Raw genomic sequence first — 22,462 nt, 5'->3', positions numbered from 1 at the left:
GAGATAGTCCTCCCGAACCGTTTCTCGCTTAAGTAGACTGTTTCGAGCGATTTAAGCGGAAGGGCCGCCCATGGAGCGACGACCACAGCCAGACTTCTTGATCATCGGGGCACCGAAAGCAGGGACCACGGCACTGCACTCGGCGCTCGCGAGGCACCCTCAGGTGTTCGCCACGACACCGAAGGAACCGAAGTACTGGCTCTGCGACGACGCCCCGCCGCCGCACTGGCGCGGCCCCGGCGACAAGCACTCCCAGCAGGAGTGGGTCTGGCGGCGTACGGACTACGACCGGCTCTTCGCCGCCGCCCCCGAGCACGCCATCCGGGGTGAGAGCACGCCGTTCTACCTCTGGTCCACCAGCGCCCAGCGGCGGATCGCCCGGGAGCTTCCGGACGTGAAGCTGATCGCCGTCGTGCGCGACCCGATCGACCGCGCCTACTCCAACTGGATGCATCTGTGGTGCGACGGGCTGGAGCCGGTCGCCGACTTCCCCACGGCGTTCCGGCTCCAGGACCGGCGCGCCCACGACGGCTGGGCGCCGTTCTGGCGCTATCGCGAGCTCGGGCTCTACGGCCGGCAGCTCGACCACCTCTACGGGCTGGTCGGCGAGGACCGCGTGCTGGTGGTGCGCTACCGCGACATCGTCGACGAACCCGCTTCGACCGTCGACCGCGCCTGCCGTTTCCTCGGCATCGAGCAGGGCCATGTCGATCACATCCCGAAGGACAACAGCAGGACGTACGTCGAACCCGGCTGGCGCCCGAAGGTGCTCGGGCCCGTGGTCAGGGGCGGTGCCTGGCTCGCCCAGTTCGCGCCCCCGGAGGTCTGGCGCCGGAGCTACCCGCCGTTGCTGCGCCAGCTGGCGGGACCGGGCGACCACCACCGGCCCCGGCTGACCCCGGAGCAGCGCGAGCAGCTTCTGCCCGCCTTCGCCGAGGACATCGAGCTGCTCACCAAGGTGAGCGGGCAGGACTTCTCCGACTGGCTCTCCACCTCGAGCCGGGGATCGTTCCAGGAGCGCGCGAGACTCGCGGAGAACCTCAGCGAACCAGCGTGATCAGGTCGTGGGCGCCGTCCTCACGGGCAGCCTCCACGTAGTAGCGGATTCTTCCGTCGGGCAGCGGAACGGCGCTGGCGTAGCGGAAGGCGCCGTCGGAATGAGGGCTGGTGACCGGGGCCGCATCGGGGTCGGCGACCAGACGGGTGCCGTCCCAGCGGGCGACGCCGGTGGTCTCGTACCAGTTCGACTCGGCGTCGGCACGGCCGTCGTAGAGGACGACGAGCGGGTCGTGCGTGACGACCGTGGTGACCCGGGCCCCGCGGGCGTCCCACCGGCCGGGGCGTCCGGCGAGGACCTCGCCGTCGTCGTGCCACTCCAGGCCGTCGGTGCTCGTCAGATAGCGAGTGGTCATCCGGTCCTCATGGCCCGGCTCGGTGAGCGGGTGGCAGCACAGCCACATCTGCCAGGTCTGGGTCACCGGGTCGATCGCGATCACCGGGTCCTTGACCGCCACGGTGTCGCTGCCGGGGTGGACGACCTGGCGGTGGCCGTCCGGGAGCCCCTCGACCGTGTCGGCGGTGAGACTGTCGACCCACCAGTGCTTGGAGTCCCACGTGGCGCAGGAGAGGTAGAGCCGCCAGCCCTGCCCGTCCGGGAGCGGGACCAGCACCGGCCGTTCCAGCGACTCGCAGCCGAACTGGTCGCGGTGGACCTCGGTCACCGTCTCGAACCGCACCCCGTCGGTCGACCGGGCGACGCTGACCGTCACCCCGCGCCCGTCCGAGAGCGGCCGCCGGTTGCGCCAGGTCAGCCAGAAGACCCCGTCGACCAGGACCGCGCTCGCGGCGCCGGCCCAGTTGCCCGGACCCTCACCGGGCGCCGGGACCACGAGCTCGGCGCCGTCGTAGGACGGGAGGGATGACAGCGTCGCGATGCTCATGGTGCCAATGATAGTCAATCCACTCACTCGACTAATCAGCCGCGCCGGGTTGCCGCGAGGTGTAACACGTCGTTCGGAGTACTACTCGCCCTATCGGAACGACCGGATAGTGCTACGAACAGCGTGTTACACCGCCGCTCGCTGTGGCATCGTTCGAGCCATGGCCGAGACAGCTGATCAGATCTATGCCCGAGTCCAGGCCGGCGGTGACCTGCCCGCGCCGAGCGTGACCGAGTGGGACATCTTCCCGTGGGTCGTACGCGACGGCGAGATCGCCCCCAAGCCGCTCGCTCCCCCGGCCCCCGAGGAGCCGCGCAGCGGCGAGGACGGGGTGGACTGCACCCTGTGCGGCACCGACCTGCCGGGCGTGATCTGGCAGGACGAGAGCTGGCGGGTGAAGCACCTGAAGCAGTCCGGGCTGCCGCTGGTGCTGATCCTCGAGCCGCTCGAGCACTACGACCTGCCCGATCTCGACGAGCACCAGGCGGCGGAGTTCGGGGTCCTCACCGTGCGACTCGCCAGGATCGTGGAGAGCCTGCCCAACATCGCCCGCTGCCACGCGATGCGGATCGGCGACGGTGCCGAGCACCTGCACATGTGGTTCCTGGCCCGCACGAAGGACCTGCTCTCCGTACGCGGCAGCTTCTCGCCCGACTGGGACGACATCCTCCCGCCCGGCCCCGAGGAGATCTGGCGCGCGGACCTCGCCGAGGTCGCCCGCAAGCTCGCCACCCACGGCGGCGAGGCACTGGTCTGATGGACCTGACCGACGAGGCAGACGTACGCCGCCTCCTGGACGTGATCGAGCAGGAGATCGTCCCGCTGACCCGTGCCGGCGTGGCCGCGGGCAACAAGATCTTCGGCGCCGCGATCGTGCGCCGCGCTGACCTCTCGACGGTGGTCGCCGAGACCAACAACGAGACCGAGAACCCGCTGTGGCACGGGGAGATCCATGCCATCAAGCGCTTCTTCGAGCTGCCGGCGGAGGACCGGCCGGCTCCCGCCGACTGCCTGCTGCTGGCGACCCACGAGCCGTGCTCACTGTGCCTGTCGGGGGTCGCCTGGTCAGGGTTTCCCGAGTTCGCCTATCTCTTCAGCCACCAGGATTCGGCCGACTCCTTCGCGATCCCCTACGACCTGGCGATCCTGAAGGGCGTCTACGCCGTCCCGGACCCCGACCGCGAGGAGGTCGCGCCGGGGCGAGATCTCTACAACCGCACCAACGCCTACTTCGTCAGCACCGGACTCGCCCCGCTCGCCGACCCCGACCAGCTCGCCCGGATCACCCGGACCTACGACGAGCTCTCGGCGACGTACCAGGAGAGGAAGGGCGGCGGCGCGATCGCGCACCCCTGACTCAGTCGCCGCTGCGCCAGCGCAGCAGACCGGCCACGGCGGAGAGCACCGCGACGACGGCGCCATAGACGTACGTCGTGGTCGTGAGACCGATCTGCGGCGTCAGCAGCCCGGCGACGACCGCCGGGATGCCGAAGGCGAGGTAGGACACGATGAAGATCACCGCGAAGACCTCCGCCCGCTCATGTGCCGGCAGGAGCGGCATGATCGAGCGCAGGATGCCGAAGAAGGCCGTGCCGAAGCCGGTGCCCGCGACGACCACCGCGACGAGGTACGCCGTCACCGAACCGGCCAGGAGTGCGGCGAGGCTGAGCACGGTGCCGGTGGCCAGCGCGGCCGTGCCGTAGAGCGTCGTCGTCCGCGCCGAGCGGTGCCGGAAGACGTACGACGCCAGCCCTCCCGCACCGGCGAGGGCGCCGATCGCCAGCCCCTGCAGGATGTGGTTGGTCACGCCCAGCTCGGAGCGCACGATCGCGGCACCGAGGGAGAGGAACAGCCCACCGGTGGCCCAGCCGGCGAAGATCGCCGGGGCGCTGCGGGCGAGCAGGCCCCGGATCGCCGGCGGCACCGCGATCCGCGGACGCAGCGAGGCCACCAGGCCCTCGTGGCGGGGCGCGGTCTCCGGTACGAGCCAGACTCCTGCCGCGAGCAGCAGGGACAGCAGGATGAGGGCGTCGAAGACGAGGAGCCGCGCGTCGCCGGCCATCTCCATGGCCACGCCGGCGACGACGGCACCGACCGCCAGGCCCGCCATCGGCGCGACGGCGTTGACCACCGCGGCGGAGCCGGGCCGCGACGGCCGCTCGAAGTCGGCGACGGCGGCCGACAGGGTCGAGAGCAGCAGCCCGCTCGCGACTCCTTGCAGGATCCGCGCCTCGAAGAGGGCCGCGGCGGCGTCGGCGCCGCGGAAGAGCAGGAAGCTGGCCGCCAGGAGGACGAACCCGACGGTCACCACCGGCCGCCGGCCGACGTGGTCGGAGACCGAGCCGAACACGAGCAGCGTGCCGAGCAGGGCGACGGCGTAGACGGCGAAGATCGCCGTCATCACCCAGGGCTGGAGCCCGAGGCCGACCTGGAGGTCGGGATAGAACGGCGAGGGGGCGCTGGCCCCCGCCATCATCAGCACGACCGCCCCGAGAGCCACCCCGGCCCCGAGCCGCCGCCCCGAGACGGCGTCCGTCGTCACACCGCTCACTGCCTCTGCCGACATCACCACTCCATCCATCGTTCGAATTATTTCGAACCTTTCGTTCGAGAGTACGTGCCTTCCGTCGACTGTGCAACTATTATCGAACCATGAGTTCTTCCCCGGACCTTCCGCATCCTGAGCGGTCGGAGATCTCACTGACGACCGTCCTCTTCGCTCTCAGCGACCCCGAGCGCCTGGCGATCGCCCGTCAGCTGGTCGACGGACCGCTCGACATGGCGGAGTGCCACCTGAGCAACCCGGACGTGCCGAAGTCGACGAAGTCGCACCTGATGAAGGTGCTGCGTACGTCAGGTGTGGTCCGCAACGAGGCCAACGGCCGTGGCCGACGCCTCTCGCTGCGGCGCGAGGATCTCGATGCGCGGTTCCCCGGGCTCCTCGACGTGGTTCTCTCCGCCGAGGACGGCGACGCGAAGCCCTAACCTCGGCGCCAGGGCGCCGGGCGGCCGTGCAGGAACCACTCCATGTTGCGGGTGATCCACGGCAGCCCGAAGTACGTCATGAACGGCAGCGTCACGACCATCACCCCGAGCACCTTCAGCGGCAGCGCCCACTCCGCGACCAGCGGGCCGAGCAGCCAGTTGGCGAGCAGGCTGACCGGGTAGAACATCAGGAAGATCGTGATCGTCTGCTTCCACCGCGGCGGGGCCGTCGCGACCCCGGAGACCTGCTCGACGTCGTAGGTGCTCGGCGGGTCGAACCAGCCCTCGATGCCGGTGCGCCGCTCGATCCGGGTCTCCTCCACGAACGGCTCGCCCGCGCCCAGCCACCAGCCGCGCTGCCGGCTGTTGTCCCAGCTGCCCAGGGTCTCGTGGGAGTCGAAGCGGTAGAGCAGGTGCCACTGGTCGGAGTCCGGTGACGGCCGCACCCAGCCCGCTCCCAGGAAGCCGGGGAACTCGCTGGCCAGCCGGATCCCCGCCTGCATCCAGGCGACCATCTCGTCGCGGCGCTCCACGGAGACTCGACGGGCGATGGTCACGGTTACCGGCTCGGACATGCCGTCCATCGTCGCAGGCACGTACGCCGCCTCCCCAGCCCTCGCATAGGTTTGCGGCATGTCTGTGGTGAAGATCAATGCAATCCAGGTTCCGGCCGAGGCGGGGGCGGAGCTCGAGAAGCGGTTCGCGGCGCGAGCCGGGGCGGTCGAGAAGTCGCCGGGGTTCCTCGGCTTCCAGCTGCTGCGCCCCGTCGCAGGTGACGACCGCTACTTCGTCGTCACCCACTGGGACTCCGAGGAGTCCTTCGCGGCCTGGCGCGACGGGGATGCCCGCGCCGCGCACGCGACTCCGCCGGGCGAGGCGCCGCGCAAGCCCGTCGCCACCGGCGCCGATCTGCTGGAGTTCGAGGTCGTGCTGGACGTCAAGCCGGCGTGACGTCGGAGACGCCGGGAATGCTGACGCCTCCTCGGCGCACCAACGCCTGTTCACCCTGCTGGACGACCTTGTAGAAGTGCTCGCTCCGCCCGCGCAGCAACGGCGTGGGCCCGAGGAGCGAGAGGCGGCCGTGGGCGAGCCTGCTGGCGGTGCGTACGGCCTGCCATCTTCTCTCGGCGGCAGCCGACCACGGGATGCCGTAGTGCTCGCGGACCAGCGCCGGCAGGCTGCCCTGGACGACGGTCCGGAGCGTCTCGGAGGTCGGCGGCCCGCCAGGGAGGTGGTAGCCGGCGGTGCCGGCGATGTGCCGGCCGACCAGTCGCGCCTCGTCCACGAGATACGGCTCGTCCGAGGCGAGCCAGGCGTCGAAGCGGCGGCGGAAGTCGGGATAGGACGCCGGCGCGGCCGAGGCCGGCATACCGAAGAGACCGGCCCAGGTCACGAACCCGTCGAAGAGCTCCTCGCGCTCGTCCGGGCGGAGCGGGCGGACCAGGGCGTCGTACATGAACTCGACCGAGTCGAGCGCGAACGCCGCCGTCCACCACATCAGCCCGGGGTCGGCGGCCGAGTAGGGCGACCCCTCGGGATGCGCGGGACCGCCGGGGACCTCCATCGTCCCCGCGACGGGCACATGCCGCTTCGCCGTGAAGGCGAGCGCCCGGTCGGCCTCCTCCTTGGTGCCGAGGAAGACCGTCTCCATCAGCCGAGCGGTCAGCGCGAGCCGGGTGTAGGGCGTCGCCCGGTGCACCGTGTGCTGGGCGGTGCCCACGAAGAGCCGTGGGTGCAGGCCACCGATCACCAGCGCCCGCTGTCCCCAGCTCAGCCCGACGACCCGCTGACGCATGGCACGGACGACCATCGAGTCGGCGGCGAAGTACCCGGGCACGCCAACAGTCTGACACCGCGTCGCGGTCGGCCGCGACGGTTCAGGCGGGTTCGAGCGCGGGGACGACGTACTCCCTGGTCAGCGGGGCGAAGTCGGCTCCGTCGGCGATCTCGGCGAGCGTCGCCCAGCGTAGCTCCGCGATCTCGGCAGCGGCGTCCGGAGCGACCTCTCCGGTCCAGGTGAAGACCGTCGAGCGCACCAGATGACCCGGCTCGTTGGCGGCGTCCGCCTCGAACTCGCCGAGCAGGGCGAGATCCTCGACCCGAAGTCGTACGCCGAGTTCCTCCGCCACCTCGCGGACGGCCGCCTCCGCGGCCGACTCCCCCGGCTCCAGCTTTCCGCCGGGGAGCATGAACTTCGCGGTGCCATTCTTGCGGACGGTCAGCATCCGCCCGTCACCGTCGCGGAAGACGACCGCCGCGACGGTGATCACCGGACTCAGAGGATCTCCCCGGGCACGTAGGCGGCGGCCTCGGGGTGGCGGGCGGTGACCGCCTCCACGCGGCGTACGACCTCCTGGACCTGCGCGACGGCGGCACCGGTGAACTCGATCGGCTCGGCGACCAGCGACTGGATCTGGTCCTCGGTCAGACCGAGCCGCGAGTCGGCGCCGAGCTTGGCGAAGACGTCGTTCTCGGCCTGCCCCTTGCGCATCGAGAGCGCGGTGCCGACGGCGGCCTCCTTGATCGCCTCGTGCGCCTCCTCGCGGCCGACACCGTTGCGAACGGCTGCCATGAGCACCTTGGTGGTCGCCAGGAACGGCAGGTAGCGGTCGAGCTCGCGCTGGATCACGGCCGGGAACGCGCCGAACTCGTCGAGCACGGTCAGGAAGGTCTGGAAGAGACCGTCGGCGGCGAAGAACGCGTCCGGGAGCGCGACGCGGCGCACGACGGAGTCGGAGACGTCGCCCTCGTTCCACTGGTCGCCGGCCAGCTCGGAGATCATCGAGAGGTAGCCGCGGAGCACCACCGAAAGGCCGTTGACCCGCTCGGTCGAGCGCGAGTTCATCTTGTGAGGCATCGCGGAGGAGCCGACCTGGCCCTCCTTGAAACCCTCGGTGACCAGCTCGTTGCCGGCCATCAGCCGGATCGTGGTCGAGAGGTTGGAGGGGCCGGAGACGAGCTGGACCAGCGCCGAGACCGCGTCGAAGTCGAGGGAGCGCGGGTAGACCTGGCCGACGCTGGTGAAAACGTTCTCGAAGCCGAGGTGGGCCGCGACCCGCTCTTCGAGCGCGGCCAGCTTGTCGGCGTCGCCGTCGAGTAGATCGAGCATGTCCTGCGCCGTGCCCATCGGGCCCTTGATCCCGCGCAGCGGGTAGCGGGCGATGAGCTCCTCGACCCGCTGGAGCCCGACCAGCATCTCGTCGGCGACCGTCGCGAACCGCTTGCCGAGCGTCGTCGCCTGAGCAGCGACATTGTGCGAACGGCCGGCCATCACGGTGGTCTCGTGCTCGGCCGCAAGCCGCGCCAGGCGGGCCAGCGTCGCGACGGCACGGTCGCGGATCACCTTCAGGCTCGAGAGGACCTGGAGCTGCTCGACGTTCTCGGTGAGGTCTCGCGAGGTCATGCCCTTGTGGATGTGCTCGTGACCGGCCAGCGCGGCGAACTCCTCGATCCGCGCCTTCACGTCGTGGCGGGTCACCCGCTCGCGGGCAGCGATCGAGTCGAGGTCGACGTCCTCGACGACCTTCTCGTACGCCTCCACGACCCCGTCGGGGACGTCGATGCCGAGATCCTTCTGGGCCTTGAGCACCGCGATCCAGAGCTGACGCTCCAGGACGATCTTGTGCTCGGGACTCCAGATCCCGGCGAGGTCGGCCGCGGCATAGCGGTTGGCGAGAACGTTGGGCACCACAGTCACGGCGGACATTCTCCCATGCTCCGTGCCCACCCCCACTAACGTGGCGGTATGGCCCTGCGGATCCTCGCCAGCCGGCCCGATCCGGCGATCTACACCCTGCCCTGGTCATTTCCCCTGGAGGACTGGCCGGATGATGTCGTGGTGCCGCTGGCCCGCGGGCTGAGTCGCCATGTCGTACGCATCGTGCGGGTGCGCAACAACATCTACGCGGTCAAGGAGACCCAGGCCGACATCGCCCGGCGTGAGTACAACATGCTGCGCGAGCTGCAGCGCCTCGGCCTGCCGACCGTGGTCGCCAAGAGCGTCGTCACCGGACGCAAGGACCGCGACGGCAACGACCTCGGCGCCGCGCTGATGACCGAGCACCTCACCTACTCGCTCCCCTACCGCGCGCTGTTCGAGCGGGGGCTCGCAGCCGACCGGCTCCCAGCGCTCATCGACGCGCTGGTCGTCCTGCTCGTACGCCTCCACCTGGCCGGCTTCTACTGGGGCGACGTGTCCTTGTCGAACGTCCTGTTCGTACGCGACGCGGCCGGGTTCGCCGCCTATCTGGTCGATGCCGAGACCGGGGAGCTGAAGCCGGAGCTCTCCGACCGGCTGCGGGAGTACGACCTCGACGTCGCCTACCAGAACATCTACGGCGAGCTGCTCGACCTGCAGGCGAGCGAGTCCCTGCCCGAGGCCTTCCCCATCGACGCGATCGTCGAGCGGCTGCAGAGCCGCTATGACGCGCTGTGGCGCGAGCTCACCGAGGAGCAGGTCTTCTCCGCCGAGGAGATGTGGCACATCGAGCAGCGCATCGAGCGCCTCCACGACCTCGGCTTCGACGTCGAGGAGCTCGACATCACCACCAGCGAGGACGGCGACACGGTGGCGTTGCGGCCGCGGGTGGTCGAGCTGGGCCACCACCGTCGCGAGCTGCGTACGCTGACCGGCCTGGACGTCCAGGACGCCCAGGCTCGGCGGATCCTCAACGACATCTCCGCCTTCCGCGCCACCCGGGAGCTCGGCGACCGGCCGATCGAGGTCGCGGCGAGCCGCTGGCTGCGCGAGGTCTACGAGCCCATCGTCGCGATGCGCCCGCCCGGCGCCGCCGCCAAGCTGACCCCGGCGCAGATGTTCCACGAGATCCTCGAGCACCGCTGGGTGCTCTCCCAGTTCGCCGGCGAGTGGGTCAAGCTCATCAACGCCGCCGAGTCCTACTACGAGGACGTCATCGAGCACCGCCCCGACGAGGCCGTCACCCCGCCCGCCGAGGACTGACCACCGAGTCTCCCCTGAGCTCCTGGACGTCTCAGGCCCGCCGGATGGTGACCCGGCCGGCCTTCAGGTCCACCCCGTGGGGCGGGTCGTCGCCGTCGGGTGACGGGATCACGTGACCGACGTTGTCCTGCTCCTTGAGGTCGCGCGCAGCGCGGGCGTTGCCGGGATCGAAGACGTCGATGAAGTTGCCGAGGCCGTCGCCGAGACCGGCGGAGACGCCTCGCCGGGAGGACCGCAGCGCCTTGTGGCACGCGGCGATCATCAGGCCGAGCACGGCGACGACAGCGATCCCGAACACGACCCAGGTCATGCTCGGCAGACTACGCCGATGCTCAAAGCAGCGAGGCGCCCTCGACGACGCCGAGCGGCTCGGCCGCGATGTCGGAGCGCCGCTGGAGTCCGTCGAACGTGATCAGGTCGGCGGCGGCGTACGCCCGCGAGCGCGCGTCGTCGATGTCGTAGCCCTTCGCGCGGACGGCCAGCACCCGGCCTCCCGCGGTGACCAGGTGGCGGTGGTCGGGCTCCTCGGGCGTGGAGGCGTCGACGATCGCCGTGCCGGCGTGGATCACGTCCACGTCGTTGATCGAGTTGGCGTTGCCGGCGCCGGTGATGACGTCGCCCTTCGAGGACGACTCCGGGTAGCCGGCCGAGGCCAGCACGACGGTCACCGAGGCACCGTCGGAGAAGGTCGGCGCGTCGACGGTGTCCAGCGCGCCCGTGGCCGCCGCGAGGAGCAGGTCGCCGAGGGAGGACTCCAGAAGAGCGAGGACCGGCTGGATGTCGGGGTCACCGAACCGGCAGTTGAACTCGATCACCTTCGGACCCTTGGCGGTCAGCGAGAGCCCGACGTAGAGGCACCCGACGAACGGAGCGCCGCGCTTCTCCATCTCGACCAGGGTCGGCTGGACGACGGTCGTCAGCACGACGTCGGCCAGGTCCGGCTGCGCCCACGGCAGCGGCGAGTAGGCACCCATCCCGCCGGTGTTGCCGCCCTTGCCGCCGTCGAAGATCCGCTTGAAGTCCTGGGCCGGCTGCAGCGCGTAGGCCCGCGTCCCGTCGCAGATCGCGAAGAGCGAGACCTCGGGGCCGTCGAGGAACTCCTCGATGACGACCCGCTCGCAGGCGGCTGCATGGGCAAGCGCCTCCTCACGGTCACGGGTCACGACGACGCCCTTGCCCGCGGCAAGGGCGTCGTCCTTGACGACGTACGGAGCGCCGAACTCGTCCAGCGCGGCGGCGGCCTCCTCGGGCGTGGTCGCCACCCGCGAGCCCGCGGTCGGCACGCCGGCCACGGACATCACGTCCTTCGAGAACGCCTTCGACCCCTCGAGCTGTGCGGCAGCCTCCGACGGCCCGAAGACCGCGATCCCCGCCTCACGGACCGCGTCGGCGACCCCGGCCACCAGCGGCGCCTCGGGCCCGACGACGACCAGGTCCACGCCCAGCTCGCCGGCCAGGGAGGCGATCGCGGGACCGGACATGATGTCCACGTCCCGGAGCGTGGCGAACGCCGCGATCCCGGGGTTGCCGGGCGCGGCGTACACCTCGTTCCCCTCCTGGGAGAGCTTCAGCGCGAGCGCGTGCTCACGACCACCGGTGCCGACGACGAGGATCTTGCGAGAAGTCACGCGCCAACCTTAGGTCAGCGAGTTGATGATGACCGTCTCGTCGCGGGCCGGGCCGACGCCGATGACCGACATCGGGGCGCCGGAGATCTCCTCGACGTACTTCACGTACGCCTGGGCGTTGGCCGGGAGATCGGCGAACGACCGGGCACCCGAGATGTCTTCCTTCCAGCCCGGCAGCATCTCGAAGATCGGCTTGGCGTGGTGGAAGTCGGACTGGTTGACGGGCATCTCGTCGTGACGGACGCCGTCGACGTCGTACGCCACGCACACCGGGATCTCCTCGAGGCCGTCGAGCACATCGAGCTTGGTCAGGACGAAGTCGGTGACGCCGTTGACGCGGGCCGCGTAGCGGGCGATGACCGCGTCGTACCAACCGCAGCGGCGCGGGCGTCCGGTGGTCGTGCCGAACTCGTGGCCGTTGTCGCGCAGGTAGTCGCCCGACGCGTCGAAGAGCTCGGTCGGGAACGGCCCCTCACCCACGCGGGTGGTGTAGGCCTTCACGATCGCGACGACCCGGTCGATCCGGGTCGGCGGGATGCCGGAGCCGGTGCAGGCGCCGCCCGAGGTGGCATTGGAGGAGGTCACGAAGGGGTAGGTGCCGTGGTCGACGTCGAGCAGGGTCGCCTGGCCGCCCTCGAGCAGCACGGTCTCGCCCCGGTCGAGCGCCTGGTTGAGCAGCAGGCCGGTGTCACACACCATCGGCGCGATCCGGTCGGCGTAGGACAGCAGGTCCTCGACGACGGCGTCGACGGTGAAGCCACGGCGGTTGTAGACCTTGGAGAGCAGCTGGTTCTTCAGCTCCAGGGCACCCTCGACCTTGCCGCGCAGGATCGACTCGTCGAAGAGGTCCTGGACGCGGATGCCGATGCGGTTGACCTTGTCGGCGTAGGTCGGCCCGATCCCGCGGCCCGTGGTGCCGATCTTGCGCGAGCCGAGGAAGCGCTCGGTGACCTTGTCGAGCTGGCGGTTGTAGTCGGCGATGACGTGGGCGCTGGCGGACAGCTTCAGCTTGGAGATGTCGACGCCGCGCTGCTCCAGACCGCTCAGCTCCTCGAAGAGGACCGCCAGGTCGACGACCACGCCGTTGCCGATCACCGGCGTCACGCCGGCGGTCAGGATGCCGCTGGGCAGCAGGTGGAGGGCGTACTTCTCCTTGCCGATGACCACCGTGTGGCCGGCGTTGTTGCCGCCGTTGAACTTCACGACGTAGTCGACGTGCTCACCGAGCAGGTCGGTCGCCTTGCCCTTGCCTTCGTCGCCCCATTGGGCGCCGATGATCGTGATCGCGGGCATGTGTTGCTCCTTCGCTCCGGACGGAGTCCCTCCGCCCTGCGGCGGCTGCTCAACGCACCATTACCTAGTGTGTGCTGGATCCATCAAATGCAGAAAGCCCTGGCAAGACCAGGGCTCTTGCGACCACACGCTAGCAAATTCGGACTCGTACGTCACAGCCAGGCTCGCCGGGCGGCCTCCACACCCGCCTCGAACCGTGAGGTCGCACCGAGCTCCTCGAGCAGTTCGGCGACCCGTCGCCGGACCGTACGCAGCGAGACCCCCAGCCTCCGGGCGATCTGCTCGTCCTGGGCTCCGCTGGCCAGCTCGGCGAGCAGCAGGCGGCGCTCGGCGCTCGGCAGGTCCTCGAGCTCGGCCGCCGGGAGGGCGCGGCGCCACAGCTCCTCGAAGTAGCTGGTCACCACCTCGACGATGCCCCGCTGGCGTACGTTGATGATCGGCTGCTCCACCGGCCCGAGCGGGTCCGGGAACATCGCGTGCGTGCTGCCGACCACCATCAGGTGGGTGCCGACGCGTGGCAGGATCCGGATCTCCTCACCGATCTCGACCCGCATCCGCAGCACGTCGGGTGAGTGCTTCAGCGCCGCCACCGGGTAGATGCCACGGCACCGGCGACCCGACTTGATCGTGGACTCGATGACCGAGATGAACCGCATCTCCGAGGGATGCACGGTCACCGCCGGGCGCAGCCACATCATGTCGCCCGAGGTCGCCGAGACCAGCCGCTCGAAGGTCTCCGGCGTGAACTCGGTCGCGATCACCTCGCCCTCGATCGGGTGCTCCTCGCCGATCTGGGCCGGGAGCCGCGCGGCGGTGCCGGCGACGTACGGCACCGACTGAGAGATCTTCAGCAGATGGTCGTGGGCGTCCTGGGCCCGGGTCGCGGCCCGCTCCAGCATGTGGGCGACCACCGCCGTCGGGCTGAGCACGGTCAACGTCTCGCCGATGGAGACGACACCGCTGTCGACCAGCGGCGCGGCCTCCGCCAGCAGCTCCTCCTCGGAGGAGGACAGCGTCGCTGCCACGACCACCAACGGCCACCCGTTGAGCGGGAGAAGACGGCTGTAGAGCTGTGCCGCGCCCGGGTCGAACCCGAGCGCGGTCATCAACGTCTCCGACCGGCCGTTCTCCATACCTGGCACTGTAGTACCGGATACGGCGGTGGACCTTGACGAAGGAACGAGCCGCCGCCTCAGGCCTCCGGCTTGAGCAGCGGGAAGAGGATCGTTTCGCGGATCCCCGCGCCGGTGAAGAGCATGATCGCCCGGTCCAGACCGAGCCCGAGGCCACCCATCGGCGGGGCGCCGTACTCCAGCGCGCGCAGGAAGTCCTCGTCGAGCTGCATCGCCTCGGGGTCGCCGCCGGCGGCCAGGAGGGACTGGGCGGTGAGCACCTCGCGCTGCACGACCGGGTCGATCAGCTCGGTGAACCCGGTGCCGCGCTCGACGCCGCCGATGATCAGGTCCCAGGCGAGCACCTTGCCCGGCTCCTCGTCGTTGATCCGCGCCAGCGGCTGGGCGATCGCCGGGAAGTCGCACAGGAAGGTCGGCTGGAGCAGGTGGGGCTCGACCAGCTCGCCGCACAGCTCCATGACGATCTTGGCCGCGTCCCAGGCCGGGTCGAGCTCGACGTCGTGCTTGTCGGCGAGCGCCTTCAGCGTGTCGACGTCGGTGTCAGGGGTGACCTCGACACCGACGGCCTCGGAGACACCCTCGTAGACCGGCAGCCACTTCCACTCGCCGTCGAGGTCGATGACGCCGGCGTCCGTCTCCACCTGGCGCGAGCCCACCGCGTCGGCGGCGGCGAGGTACATCTGCCGCATCTCCTCCGCGATCGTGAACTGGTCGCCGTAGGCCTGGTAGGCCTCGATCATCGTGAACTCGGGGCTGTGCGTGGAGTCGACGCCCTCGTTGCGGAAGATCCGGCCGATCTCGTAGACCTTGTCGACGCCGCCGACGACCGCCTTCTTGAGGTTGAGCTCGAGCGCGATGCGCAGCGTCATCGGCTGGTCGAAGGCGTTCATGTGGGTGTTGAACGGCCGCGCGTGCGCACCACCGTGGATGAGCTGCAGGACCGGCGTCTCGACCTCGAGGAAGCCGTCGTCCTCCAGCCGGCGGCGGATCGCCTGCGTGATCTTCGCGCGCGTACGCACCATGTCGCGCGCCTCCTGGCGCACGATCAGGTCGGCGTAGCGCTGCCGGACCCGGGCCTCCTCGGAGAGGTCCTTGTGGAGCACCGGCAGCGGCCGCAGCGCCTTGGACACCATCTGCCAGCTCGAGGCCATGATGGAGAGCTCGCCGCGCCGCGACGAGATCACCCGGCCGGTGACGGCGACGTGGTCACCGAGGTCGACCAGGCTCTTCCACTCCGCGAGCGACTCCTCCCCCACCTCGGCGAGCGAGAGCATCACCTGGAGCCGGGTGCCGATGCCCTCCTGCAGCGTCGCGAACGCGAGCTTGCCGGTGTTGCGGACGAACATGACCCGACCGGCGACGGTGACCACGTCCTGGGTCTCGTCGCCGGCCTCGAGCTTGTCCTCGTAGGCCTCGCGCACCTCCGCGAGCGTGTGGGTGCGGCCGACCTCGATGGCGTACGCCTTCTTGCCCTCGGCCAGCAGGCGCTCACGCTTCTCGCGCCGGACGATCATCTGCTCGTTGAGGTCCGGTTCGGGCGCGTTGGTGGTCTGCTCAGTCACAGGGGCAAGGCTAGGCGAAATCGCTGGTCCTACGCGATTCGGTAATCAGCCGAGCAGGGTGTCGTACGCCGTCGGGCTGCTGTCGCGCAGGAACTCGCTGCAGCGCTCCCACTCGTCGGTCTCGCCGATCGCCTTGGCCTGCTCGGCGAGGAGGGCGAGGCTGGTCAGGAAGCCGCGGTTGGGCTCGTGCTCCCACGGCACCGGACCGTGGCCCTTCCAGCCGTTGCGGCGCAGCATGTCGAGCGAGCGGTGGTAGCCGACGCGGGCGTAGGCGTAGATGGTCACGTCCTCGGCGCCGGCCTCCTTGGCGGCCGTGGCGAGCGCGGCCCAGGCAGAGGGCGAGGCCGGGTGGCGGCGTACGACCTCGGCGGGGTCGGTGCCGGCGGCCAGCTCGTCGGTCGCGGGGTCGGCGGGGAGGTGGGTCGGCGGCGGTCCGGCCATCAGGTCCTGGTGGGTCATACGCACCATTGTGCCCGCAGCCACCGACCGTCTTTCCCCGGGCAGACCGATCAGGGAGATGTCGGCGCGCGGGTGTTGACTGTGGCCATGACCCAGCCCGTGACGCAGACGACCGCAGCGCAGACGACCGAGCACCCGTGGCGGGCGCTGGCCGCGCTGTGCATCGGCTTCTTCATGCTGTTGGTCGACATGACGATCGTGACCGTCGCGACGCCGGACATCATGGCCGAGCTCGACGCGAGCGCCAACGCGGTGCTGTGGGTGACCAGCGCCTATCTGCTGGCCTACGCCGTACCGGTGCTGATCATGGGCCGGCTCGGTGACCGGTTCGGGCCCAAGTGGGTCTACATCGCCGGCCTGGCCGTCTTCACCGCCTCGTCGCTGTGGTGCGGGCTCGCCGGAAGCATCGAGTCGCTGGTCGCGGCGCGGGCGGTGCAGGGTCTCGGCGCGGCGATGATGACGCCGCAGACGATGGCGACCATCACCCGGATCTTCCCGGCGGAGCGGCGGGGCTCGGCGATGGCGCTGTGGGGCGCGACCGCCGGCGTCGCGACGCTCGTCGGTCCGCTCGCGGGCGGGGCACTGGTCGCGGTCGGCGGCTGGGAGTGGATCTTCTTCGTCAACGTGCCGATCGGCGTCATCGCGATCGTCCTCAACTGGCTCATGGTCCCTTCGCTGGAGACCCACGCGCACGTCTTCGACTGGCTCGGGGTGGCGCTCAGCGGCGTCGGGATGTTCTGCGTGGTCTTCGGCCTGCAGAACGGCGAGCAGCGCGGCTGGGACGCCGTCACCTGGGCGCTCGTCGCCGGGGGCGTCGCGATCATGGCGCTCTTCGTCTGGTGGCAGGCGCGCAACCGCAAGGAGCCGTTGGTGCCGCTGTCCATCTTCACCGACCGCAACTTCTCCGTCTCCAGCCTGGCGATCTCCTGCATGGGCTTCGCGGCCGTCGCACAGGGCTTCCCGCTGATGCTCTACGCCCAGCTCGTCCGCGGCTACACCGCGCTCGAGGCGTCGCTGCTGATGGTCCCGATGGCCTTCGTCTCTCTCCTCGCCGCGCCGCTGGTCGGTCGGCTGAGCGACCGCGTGCATCCGCGGCTGCTGACCGGCGTGGCCTTCTTCCTCTGCTCCCTCTCGCTCTTCTGGCTCGCGGTGCCGATGACCGTCGACTCCCAGCTGTGGCAGCTGCTGGTGCCGATGGCCGTCTTCGGCCTCGGCTCGGCCGCCGTGTGGGCGCCCCTCGCGGCGACCGCCACCCGCAACGTGCCGATGCGGCTGGCCGGCGCGGGCGCCGGGGTCTACAACGCCACCCGGCTCGTCGGGTCGGTGATCGGCTCCGCCGCGGTCGCCGTACTCATCGACCTCCGCCTCAACGCCCACGGCCTCGGCGGATCGCTCGCGGGCGGCCACGAGACCGCGGCAGGCTCCTCGGTCCCGCCCGCAGTGGCCACGGACTTCGCCGAGGCGATGTCGGAGGTGATGCTGCTGCCGGCGGCCGCACTGGCGGTCGGCTTCGTGGCGGTGCTCTTCTTCACCACACCGCGTCACATGACGAAGCCGTCAGCCTAGAGCGACCGAGAGCGGCAGCCCGCGGCATGGGATCATGTCCCGGGCGGTGGTGAGCGGGGCACCGGTGGCCAGCTGCGGGTCGGCGGAGACGATCGCCTTGCCGTGGCCGTTGACCAGCGTGGCACCGGCCTCGCGCAGTCCCGGCAGCAGCATCGTCTCGAGCGTCTCGACCAGGGTGTCTGCCCCCGCGACGCCGACCATGCGGCCCCCGGCGTAGACCGGCATCGTGGTGGTCATGACGTACTCGTCGGTGCAGACGAAGTCGACGTACGGCCCGACGAGCGTCAGCTCGCCCGTGCGCTCCGGGGTGCGGTACCAGGGCTGGCGGGTGTAGTCGATCGCCTCTCCGGTGCCCGGCGCATCGGCGTCGCCGAGGAAGTCACGCTCCTCGCCCTGCCACCAGACGAGGTAGAGCCGGCGGTCGCTGAGCACGCCCGGGGCCGCGACGAAGCCACCACCGATGAGGTTGGGGTTGCGCAGGAACTCCAGCGAACCGGGCTCGAGTCGCTCACGCAGGGACGCGGTGGTGACCGGGCCGGCCTCGAAGAGGGCGGCCACCTCGCTGCGCACGCGCTCGAGCTCGGTCACGATCGGCCCGAAGTGCTGCTCGACCTGAGCCACACAGTCGATGGGAGTCATGGTCTTCGTCATCGTCGCACCGCCTCATGGATCTCGGCCAAGCGTTCAAGGGAGTGGGCGACGTGCTCGCGTACGCTCTCCCGTGCCCTGACAGCATCTCCTGCTGCGAGGGCTTCGACAAGCTCCTGGTGGCGGGTCGCCGTGGCCTCCCGGAAGCCCGGCTCGTTGAGCGGGATCCGGAGCAGCGCGCCGAAGTCGGCCTCCTGACGCACCACCTCGCGGGTCATCCGGGCCGACTGGGTCAACGCGGCCACCGACAGGTAGAGCTCGCTGTCGGCGCTGCGCCAGCGGGCCACGTCGCTGACGTTGAGCGGGATCAGCAGGTCACGCAGGTCCTCGACCTCGTCAGGGTCCGTACGCTCCGCCGCGATCTCCGCACAACCGGTGAGCACCACCAGGTAGACCGTGGCCCGGTCGCGCAGCTCGACCCGCGACATCGACGCGAGCCGGTCCTCGACGAGGTCGCCGCTCTCGGGTGCACGTACGAACGAGCCACCGCCCCGCCCCCGGGTCGTCACCACCAGGCCCTTGGCGCGCAGCGCGACCAGTGCCTCCCGTGCGGTGACCGTCGCGACGCCGAGCATCTGGGCCAGCTCCGGCTCGCTGGGGAGCCGCTCGCCGTGCGCGAGCACGCCGGAGCGGATCGCCTCCGCGAGCCGGTTCTCGACGCGCGCCGCCCGGCCCTCGTCGCCGATCGGGGCGAAGATGGCCGCGCGAGCTCGGGACGTCATCACACGCACACCGAAATCCTAATGTATGGATCTAGATGATTCGGCCCCCAGATCTGTTCGAATCTGTTCGAATGAGCACAGAAAGTTCATGAATTTCGTCTTAACCATCTGGATCCATGGGCGTTTCTATGCCTAACCTGAGGCCACGACTGACGCACACTTGTGTCGGTCACCCAAGATCGTCGGATGTCCAGGGCTTGTGGGGGGCGCTGGGCATCCGACTCCTTGGTTTTGGATCGTTTGCGCCCGGGCGGGCCCGGATGCTCACCGAGGTAACTCGGTGAACGGTCGCTTCCTTCGGCGAACTCCACGAAGTCAGTGCGTGTTCGCCGAGGTACCTCGGTGAGCATTCGGCGTGCTCTCGACCGCCCCGGGATGCGACAGGGCGGGGAGAGCCTCTCGGCTCTCCCCGCCCTGTTTCTCGGCGTGTGTCGGCTAGAACACCGCGGCCACGGCGCTGGTCAGCGCGTCACCGATGTTGTCCAGCAGGCCACCCTCGTCCTCCTCGGCGGGAGCTTCCTCGGTCGCCTCGTCAGCAGGCTCCTCGGTCGTCGGCCGCGCGGCCGGGGACTCCGACTCGCTCGGCGTCGCCTCCGGCTCGGCCGGCTCCTCAGCAGGAGCCTCAGCGGTGTCCTCGCCGCCCGGGAGGATGTCATCCAGACCCGGCAGCAGCGGCGAGTTCTCCTCGGTCGGCTGCTCCTCCACAGGAGCGTCCTCGGCCGGGGCTTCGGACGGAACCGGGCTCTTCGCCGGGCTGTCCGAGTCGGCCTTCGTGCCGGGAGTAGTCGAGCGGAGGCCGACGTTGCCACCCTCAGCCTCAGGCCCGCTGGCAGACGCCGGAGCGCTGGGTGCGGACCGGTTACCGTCGGTGTCCTCAGCCGTGACCGTGACGTTGGCGTCCTGGCCAAGCAGGCAGAGGATCCGCATGGACGTAGCGCCCGGGTTCGAACGTCCCCCGCAGAGGAGACCGCCATCCACGTTCACGATGTACTCGATCTGCTCTTGCGGCGTCACACCATCCAGGTCTGTCGAGGCAGACCAAGACACCGTGAACCCAGCGAGGTCGACGTCAGAGACCCTGACATTCTGCGGGACGGTCGGAGCGTTCTTCGTGGTCTCGCCAAATGCCTCAGCCGAGTGGGCCGACTCGTGGTCGAGCCCGTCGACCGCCGTCACGGTGTAGGAGTACCGCTTGCCGGCTTCCAGGCCGGGGTCTTCAAAGGTCGTGTCGTCATAGCGCGACTCGATCAGCCTGCCGTCTCGATAGATGTTGTAGGTCACATCTCCGATTCCGCCCGGGTTCGGGTTGTCCTCAGACTCCGTCCAACTCACCTCAAGCGTGCTGTCGGTGGGGTCGACCGATGTCACCGTCACATCTGCCGGTACCTCCGGTGCATCTGCGTCCATGAAGCACTCGACGCGGTTGCTCGCCTCGGATCGCTTGCCCTTGCCATCAACGGCTCGCACCCAGAAGGTGTAGGTCTCCCCAGGCGTGAGGTCATCGAAGGTCGCAGACCTCTTGCCGTTGTCGCTCATCGTCGCGTCCGGGTCGCGGTAAACGTTGTAGCCCGCTACCTTGCCGTCGGGATCTTCAGACTTGGACCAAGTGATCGTCGCTCGAGTCGAGGTCTCAACCTCACACTCGTTGACAACAGGGGCCGTCGGGGCTTGGTTCTCAGGGTCCTCGGGGCAGTCCGGGAGTGGCCAGATACCGCACACCGGCAGCTCGGGCTCCTCCGGCCCAGGCTCCTCGGGGTTCGTCGGCGGCTCCTCCTCACCCGGCGGGGTGGTCGGCGGAGTCGGCTCCTGGCACTGGGTCAGGTCCGGGCGGATCTCGCAGATGTCCACGCCGGCGCCCGGCGGACGAGTGTCCTCGCAGGCGCTCGGGTCGAGCTCACAGGTCGGGGTGCTGCCCGACGGGACGTTGCCCGCGGGGATGAAGGTCACACCGGTGTTCGCAGCCGGGACGATGTCGTCGTCGACGACCTCCGGCTCGTCGGAGTCCTTCTCCGACGGCTTGTCGTCAGGCTCAAGAGTGTCCGGATCACTGGGGAGCGAAGACTCCCCGGTGGTCGGATCCTTCTTCGGCGAGCTCTGTGTATCGCTGTTTACGGTGCACGAGAACAAGACGAGCAGCAGGATCAGAATGATCGCGCCTATGACGATTCCGCCGATTGTGCGGTTTCGCGCAGTGGTTTCCATACCGAGGATGTCCCTCCCAAGATCAACGCCGAGGGGACGGTCCGACCTTGTTACCCGAGGGTCGCCGTCCAGCTAGGGCATTGAATCGCTTTACCAATGACCGGCACAACGACATAAGCCCGAGTTTGCTATGCCGTGCACCACAACGTTTTCCGAACCGGGACCATTGGCCCATCCCCGGCGTGTGATCAGCCGATGGAGTTGCCCGCAGAACCGAGATGCTGGGCACCCTCGACGACCCGAGTGGCCATACTGGCCTCAGCGAGCTTGCCCCACGCGCGAGGATCGTACTGCTTCTTGTTTCCGACCTCGCCGTCGACCTTCAGAACGCCGTCGTAATTGGCCAGCATGTGGCCGGCGACCGCGCGGGTGTAGGCGTACTGGGTGTCGGTGTCGATGTTCATCTTGACCACGCCGTAGGAGACCGCCTCGGCGATCTCCTCCGCGCTCGAGCCGGAGCCGCCGTGGAAGACGAGGTCGAACGGCTTCGAACCGGAGGGCAGGCCGAGCTTGGCGACGACCGCGTCCTGGGCGTCGCGCAGGATCGAGGGACGGAGCTTGACGTTGCCCGGCTTGTAGACGCCGTGCACGTTGCCGAAGGTGAGCGCGGTCAGGTAGCCCTCGACGCCCAGCGCGTCGGCGGTCGCGATGGCGTCCTCGGGGGTCGAGTAGAGCTTGTCGTCGATCGCTCCGACGATGCCGTCCTCCTCGCCACCGACCACGCCGACCTCGATCTCGAGCACGATGTGGGCAGCCTTCGCCGTCGCCAGCAGCTCCTCGGCGATCTGCAGGTTCTCGGCCAGCGGCACCGCGGACCCGTCCCACATGTGGCTCTGGAACAGCGGCGCCTCACCACGCTGGACGCGCTCGGCGGAGAGCTCGAGGAGGGGACGTACGAAGCCGTCGAGCTTGTCCTTGGGGCAGTGGTCGGTGTGGAGCGCGATGTTGACGTCGTAGGACTTGGCGACCTCGGTCGCGTACGCGGCGAAGGCCACCGAGCCGGTCACCATGTTCTTGACCGTGGGGCCGGAGAGGTACTCCGCGCCACCCGTGGAGATCTGGATGATGCCGTCCGAGCCGGCCTCCGCGAACCCGGCCAGCGCCGCGTTGAGCGTCTGCGACGAGGAGACGTTGATCGCGGGGAAGGCGAAACCCTTCTCCTTCGCGGTCGCGAGCATCTCGGCGTACTTCTCGGGGGTGGCGATGGGCATCTGGAGGTTCTCCTTGAGATCCGTTGTCGACCGGTGCGCTGGTGGCCAGCGTAATGCGCCTCCGACCACCCGTTGCCAACGCTCGGAGTTGGATCGATCAAGCAGGACAACCGATCTGCCGCGCGATCCGTATCCACGGGTGAGACTGACCTT

23 protein-coding genes are annotated in these 22,462 nt (G+C 69.6%); 7 read left to right on the top strand and 16 right to left on the bottom strand.

The features are described from left to right. Positions 1–70 precede the first annotated feature (70 nt). Complete coding sequence (locus tag ACW14X_RS17755) at positions 71–1,057, top strand: sulfotransferase family protein (protein WP_457162835.1); 987 nt, start codon at positions 71–73, stop codon at positions 1,055–1,057. Here ACW14X_RS17755 and ACW14X_RS17750 read toward each other — a convergent pair. Then, positions 1,041–1,940, bottom strand: coding sequence for a hypothetical protein (locus ACW14X_RS17750; protein ID WP_457162834.1), 900 nt, complete (start codon positions 1,938–1,940; stop codon positions 1,041–1,043). The genes ACW14X_RS17755 and ACW14X_RS17750 overlap by 17 nt on opposite strands. A gap of 160 nt (positions 1,941–2,100) precedes the next feature. On the opposite strand from ACW14X_RS17750, the gene ACW14X_RS17745 reads away from it, so the two are divergent. Together ACW14X_RS17745 and ACW14X_RS17740 are read left to right on the top strand one after the other, a co-directional pair. Continuing rightward, on the top strand, positions 2,101–2,697 hold the full coding sequence (locus ACW14X_RS17745) for a hypothetical protein (protein ID WP_350715812.1): 597 nt from the start codon (positions 2,101–2,103) through the stop codon (positions 2,695–2,697). Then, positions 2,697–3,296, top strand: a complete 600-nt coding sequence (locus tag ACW14X_RS17740; protein ID WP_457162833.1) for a nucleoside deaminase — start codon at positions 2,697–2,699, stop codon at positions 3,294–3,296. The genes ACW14X_RS17745 and ACW14X_RS17740 overlap by 1 nt, the downstream gene beginning before the upstream one ends. Before the next feature lies 1 nt (position 3,297). Here ACW14X_RS17740 and ACW14X_RS17735 read toward each other — a convergent pair whose 3' ends face one another. Continuing rightward, positions 3,298–4,506 carry an MFS transporter gene (locus ACW14X_RS17735; protein ID WP_457162832.1) on the bottom strand — a complete coding sequence of 403 codons (1,209 nt, stop codon included), beginning with the start codon at positions 4,504–4,506 and terminating at the stop codon, positions 3,298–3,300. 86 nt (positions 4,507–4,592) lie between these two features. On the opposite strand from ACW14X_RS17735, the gene ACW14X_RS17730 reads away from it, so the two are divergent. After that, positions 4,593–4,925, top strand: coding sequence for an ArsR/SmtB family transcription factor (locus ACW14X_RS17730; RefSeq protein ID WP_160026673.1), 333 nt, complete (start codon positions 4,593–4,595; stop codon positions 4,923–4,925). Here ACW14X_RS17730 and ACW14X_RS17725 read toward each other — a convergent pair. Next, positions 4,922–5,500, bottom strand: a complete 579-nt coding sequence (locus ACW14X_RS17725; RefSeq protein ID WP_350715820.1) for an antibiotic biosynthesis monooxygenase — start codon at positions 5,498–5,500, stop codon at positions 4,922–4,924. The two genes, ACW14X_RS17730 and ACW14X_RS17725, sit on opposite strands and share 4 nt — an antisense overlap. 58 nt (positions 5,501–5,558) lie before the next feature. On the opposite strand from ACW14X_RS17725, the gene ACW14X_RS17720 reads away from it, so the two are divergent. Further along, a complete protein-coding gene (locus ACW14X_RS17720) occupies positions 5,559–5,876 on the top strand; it encodes an antibiotic biosynthesis monooxygenase family protein (RefSeq protein ID WP_160026672.1) in 318 nt (105 codons plus the stop codon). Here ACW14X_RS17720 and ACW14X_RS17715 read toward each other — a convergent pair. From ACW14X_RS17715 to purB, 3 genes are read right to left on the bottom strand one after another with little or no spacing between them, the layout of a single operon-like run. Further along, positions 5,863–6,762, bottom strand: coding sequence for an oxygenase MpaB family protein (locus ACW14X_RS17715; RefSeq protein WP_457162831.1), 900 nt, complete (start codon positions 6,760–6,762; stop codon positions 5,863–5,865). The two genes, ACW14X_RS17720 and ACW14X_RS17715, sit on opposite strands and share 14 nt — an antisense overlap. 40 nt (positions 6,763–6,802) lie before the next feature. Beyond that, entirely contained in the window at positions 6,803–7,195 is a 393-nt protein-coding gene (locus ACW14X_RS17710; RefSeq protein WP_457162830.1) for an NUDIX hydrolase, read from the bottom strand. Between the two features lie 5 nt (positions 7,196–7,200). Beyond that, on the bottom strand, positions 7,201–8,631 hold the full coding sequence (gene purB, locus ACW14X_RS17705; protein WP_457162829.1) for an adenylosuccinate lyase: 1,431 nt from the start codon (positions 8,629–8,631) through the stop codon (positions 7,201–7,203). A 39-nt stretch (positions 8,632–8,670) separates the two neighbouring features. On the opposite strand from purB, the gene ACW14X_RS17700 reads away from it, so the two are divergent. Beyond that, positions 8,671–9,885: a DUF4032 domain-containing protein gene (locus ACW14X_RS17700; RefSeq protein ID WP_160026669.1), complete on the top strand. Its 1,215-nt coding sequence runs from the start codon at positions 8,671–8,673 to the stop codon at positions 9,883–9,885. A gap of 31 nt (positions 9,886–9,916) precedes the next feature. Here ACW14X_RS17700 and ACW14X_RS17695 read toward each other — a convergent pair whose 3' ends face one another. The 6 genes from ACW14X_RS17695 to ACW14X_RS17670 all read right to left on the bottom strand — a co-directional run bounded on the left by ACW14X_RS17695 (position 9,917) and on the right by ACW14X_RS17670 (position 15,960). Further along, entirely contained in the window at positions 9,917–10,195 is a 279-nt protein-coding gene (locus tag ACW14X_RS17695; protein ID WP_160026668.1) for a resistance to Congo red protein, read from the bottom strand. Between the two features lie 22 nt (positions 10,196–10,217). Continuing rightward, on the bottom strand, positions 10,218–11,513 hold the full coding sequence (gene purD, locus ACW14X_RS17690) for a phosphoribosylamine--glycine ligase (protein ID WP_457162828.1): 1,296 nt from the start codon (positions 11,511–11,513) through the stop codon (positions 10,218–10,220). A 9-nt stretch (positions 11,514–11,522) separates the two neighbouring features. Next, complete coding sequence (locus ACW14X_RS17685) at positions 11,523–12,806, bottom strand: adenylosuccinate synthase (RefSeq protein WP_160026666.1); 1,284 nt, start codon at positions 12,804–12,806, stop codon at positions 11,523–11,525. Between the two features lie 152 nt (positions 12,807–12,958). After that, complete coding sequence (locus ACW14X_RS17680) at positions 12,959–13,939, bottom strand: helix-turn-helix transcriptional regulator (RefSeq protein ID WP_160026665.1); 981 nt, start codon at positions 13,937–13,939, stop codon at positions 12,959–12,961. 59 nt (positions 13,940–13,998) lie between these two features. Further along, complete coding sequence (lysS, locus tag ACW14X_RS17675) at positions 13,999–15,501, bottom strand: lysine--tRNA ligase (protein ID WP_457162827.1); 1,503 nt, start codon at positions 15,499–15,501, stop codon at positions 13,999–14,001. 45 nt (positions 15,502–15,546) lie between these two features. Next, a complete protein-coding gene (locus ACW14X_RS17670) occupies positions 15,547–15,960 on the bottom strand; it encodes a DUF3151 domain-containing protein (protein WP_160026663.1) in 414 nt (137 codons plus the stop codon). An 87-nt stretch (positions 15,961–16,047) separates the two neighbouring features. Here ACW14X_RS17670 and ACW14X_RS17665 point away from each other — a divergent pair, with 87 nt between their 5' ends. Continuing rightward, entirely contained in the window at positions 16,048–17,526 is a 1,479-nt protein-coding gene (locus tag ACW14X_RS17665; RefSeq protein WP_457162826.1) for a DHA2 family efflux MFS transporter permease subunit, read from the top strand. Here the strand turns inward: ACW14X_RS17665 and ACW14X_RS17660 are convergent. The 4 genes from ACW14X_RS17660 to fbaA all read right to left on the bottom strand — a co-directional run bounded on the left by ACW14X_RS17660 (position 17,518) and on the right by fbaA (position 22,378). Next, on the bottom strand, positions 17,518–18,177 hold the full coding sequence (locus tag ACW14X_RS17660; RefSeq protein WP_160026661.1) for a cache domain-containing protein: 660 nt from the start codon (positions 18,175–18,177) through the stop codon (positions 17,518–17,520). The two genes, ACW14X_RS17665 and ACW14X_RS17660, sit on opposite strands and share 9 nt — an antisense overlap. Next, positions 18,174–18,896 carry a FadR/GntR family transcriptional regulator gene (locus tag ACW14X_RS17655; RefSeq protein WP_350661264.1) on the bottom strand — a complete coding sequence of 241 codons (723 nt, stop codon included), beginning with the start codon at positions 18,894–18,896 and terminating at the stop codon, positions 18,174–18,176. The genes ACW14X_RS17660 and ACW14X_RS17655 overlap by 4 nt, the downstream gene beginning before the upstream one ends. 435 nt (positions 18,897–19,331) lie before the next feature. Beyond that, the gene (locus ACW14X_RS17650; RefSeq protein WP_457162825.1) at positions 19,332–20,615 is read right to left on the bottom strand and encodes a fibronectin type III domain-containing protein; all 1,284 of its coding nucleotides are present in this window, start codon (positions 20,613–20,615) and stop codon (positions 19,332–19,334) included. Between the two features lie 671 nt (positions 20,616–21,286). Further along, positions 21,287–22,378, bottom strand: coding sequence for a class II fructose-bisphosphate aldolase (fbaA, locus tag ACW14X_RS17645; RefSeq protein ID WP_457162824.1), 1,092 nt, complete (start codon positions 22,376–22,378; stop codon positions 21,287–21,289). Positions 22,379–22,462: the final 84 nt, after the last annotated feature.

Source organism: Nocardioides sp. YJ-D4 (genome assembly GCF_054031495.1).
Note: the sequence above shows the minus strand (reverse complement) of the source record. Positions and strands in the feature narration are given on the sequence as shown.

Excerpts from the sequence above, each read along its gene's own strand:
- ACW14X_RS17755 (WP_457162835.1), top strand. The coding sequence starts at position 71 with ATGGAGCGACGACCACAGCCAGACTTCTTGATCATCGGGGCACCGAAA.
- ACW14X_RS17750 (WP_457162834.1), bottom strand. The coding sequence starts at position 1,940 with ATGAGCATCGCGACGCTGTCATCCCTCCCGTCCTACGACGGCGCCGAG.
- ACW14X_RS17745 (WP_350715812.1), top strand. The coding sequence starts at position 2,101 with ATGGCCGAGACAGCTGATCAGATCTATGCCCGAGTCCAGGCCGGCGGT.
- ACW14X_RS17740 (WP_457162833.1), top strand. The coding sequence starts at position 2,697 with ATGGACCTGACCGACGAGGCAGACGTACGCCGCCTCCTGGACGTGATC.
- ACW14X_RS17735 (WP_457162832.1), bottom strand. The coding sequence starts at position 4,506 with ATGTCGGCAGAGGCAGTGAGCGGTGTGACGACGGACGCCGTCTCGGGG.
- ACW14X_RS17730 (WP_160026673.1), top strand. The coding sequence starts at position 4,593 with ATGAGTTCTTCCCCGGACCTTCCGCATCCTGAGCGGTCGGAGATCTCA.
- ACW14X_RS17725 (WP_350715820.1), bottom strand. The coding sequence starts at position 5,500 with ATGTCCGAGCCGGTAACCGTGACCATCGCCCGTCGAGTCTCCGTGGAG.
- ACW14X_RS17720 (WP_160026672.1), top strand. The coding sequence starts at position 5,559 with ATGTCTGTGGTGAAGATCAATGCAATCCAGGTTCCGGCCGAGGCGGGG.
- purB (WP_457162829.1), bottom strand. The coding sequence starts at position 8,631 with ATGTCCGCCGTGACTGTGGTGCCCAACGTTCTCGCCAACCGCTATGCC.
- ACW14X_RS17700 (WP_160026669.1), top strand. The coding sequence starts at position 8,671 with ATGGCCCTGCGGATCCTCGCCAGCCGGCCCGATCCGGCGATCTACACC.
- ACW14X_RS17695 (WP_160026668.1), bottom strand. The coding sequence starts at position 10,195 with ATGACCTGGGTCGTGTTCGGGATCGCTGTCGTCGCCGTGCTCGGCCTG.
- ACW14X_RS17685 (WP_160026666.1), bottom strand. The coding sequence starts at position 12,806 with ATGCCCGCGATCACGATCATCGGCGCCCAATGGGGCGACGAAGGCAAG.
- ACW14X_RS17680 (WP_160026665.1), bottom strand. The coding sequence starts at position 13,939 with ATGGAGAACGGCCGGTCGGAGACGTTGATGACCGCGCTCGGGTTCGAC.
- ACW14X_RS17670 (WP_160026663.1), bottom strand. The coding sequence starts at position 15,960 with ATGACCCACCAGGACCTGATGGCCGGACCGCCGCCGACCCACCTCCCC.
- ACW14X_RS17665 (WP_457162826.1), top strand. The coding sequence starts at position 16,048 with ATGACCCAGCCCGTGACGCAGACGACCGCAGCGCAGACGACCGAGCAC.
- ACW14X_RS17660 (WP_160026661.1), bottom strand. The coding sequence starts at position 18,177 with ATGACGAAGACCATGACTCCCATCGACTGTGTGGCTCAGGTCGAGCAG.
- ACW14X_RS17655 (WP_350661264.1), bottom strand. The coding sequence starts at position 18,896 with ATGACGTCCCGAGCTCGCGCGGCCATCTTCGCCCCGATCGGCGACGAG.